This window comes from Kitasatospora sp. MY 5-36, assembly GCF_001182915.1.
Lineage (GTDB): Bacteria > Actinomycetota > Actinomycetes > Streptomycetales > Streptomycetaceae > Kitasatospora.
In genome coordinates this window covers 1-878 of sequence record NZ_LFVW01001085.1, presented here as the reverse complement: position 1 = coordinate 878, position 878 = coordinate 1, and the positions used below count along the sequence as shown (strand labels likewise).

The following is an 878-nucleotide window of genomic DNA, read 5'->3' as shown; positions in this document are numbered from 1 at the left end:
GGCGACGACGGTGGCCTCGGTGGGGCCGTAGGAGTTGACCATCCGGTGGTGCGGGGCCCAGCGGGCGACCAGGTCGGGGCCGCAGGCCTCCGCGCCGACGATCAGGGTCTTCAGCGCGGGCAGGCTGCCGGGGGTGTCGGCCGGCAGGGTGGCGAGGGCGGCGGGCGGCAGCAGGGTGTGGGTGATCCGCTCCGCCCGGAGCAGTCCGGCCAGGTGGGCGCCGAGCAGCGGTCCGGGCTCGGGCACCACCAGCCGGGCGCCGTGCGGCAGGGCCAGGCACAGTTCGAGCACGGAGGCGTCGAAGCTGGGGGTGGCGAAGGCCAGCACCCGGTCCCCCGCAGCGACTTGGTAGTGGGCGGCCTCGGCGGCGGCGAAGGCGGCGAGGCCCCGGTGGGTGACCACGACGCCCTTCGGGGTGCCGGTGGAGCCGGAGGTGAAGATGACGTAGGCGGGGTCGTCCGGGTCGAGCGGGCGGGTGCGGTCGGCGTCGGTGGGGCGGTGGCCGGGGGCGCCGTCGGGGTCGGCGGCGAGCAGCTCGGCGACCTCCTTGGCGTCCAGGGTCAGCGCGGGCGCCGCGTCGCGCAGCATCGCCCCGATCCGCTCCTCCGGGTAGTGCGGGTCGACGGGGAGGAAGGTGGCGCCGGTCTTCGCCACCGCCAGTTCGGCGAGCACGGTGTCCGCCGAGCGGGGCAGCAGCAGGGCGACGGTCTCCCCGGGGCCGGCGCCGCGCGCGATCAGCCGGTGGGCGAGGCGGTTGGCGTGCGCCTCGGCCTCGGCGTAGGTCAGCTCCAGGCCGTCCGCGCTCAGCGCGACGGCCCGGGGCCACCGGTCCGCGGCGGCCTCGACCAGGGCGGGCAGGGTCGCCGGGGGCACGGGGG

At 78.2% G+C, this 878-nt stretch carries 1 protein-coding gene; it reads right to left on the bottom strand.

The features are described from left to right. Positions 1 to 878, bottom strand: an 878-nt coding sequence (locus tag AE652_RS40340) for an AMP-binding protein (protein WP_049660758.1), incomplete at both ends; no start/stop codon positions are given.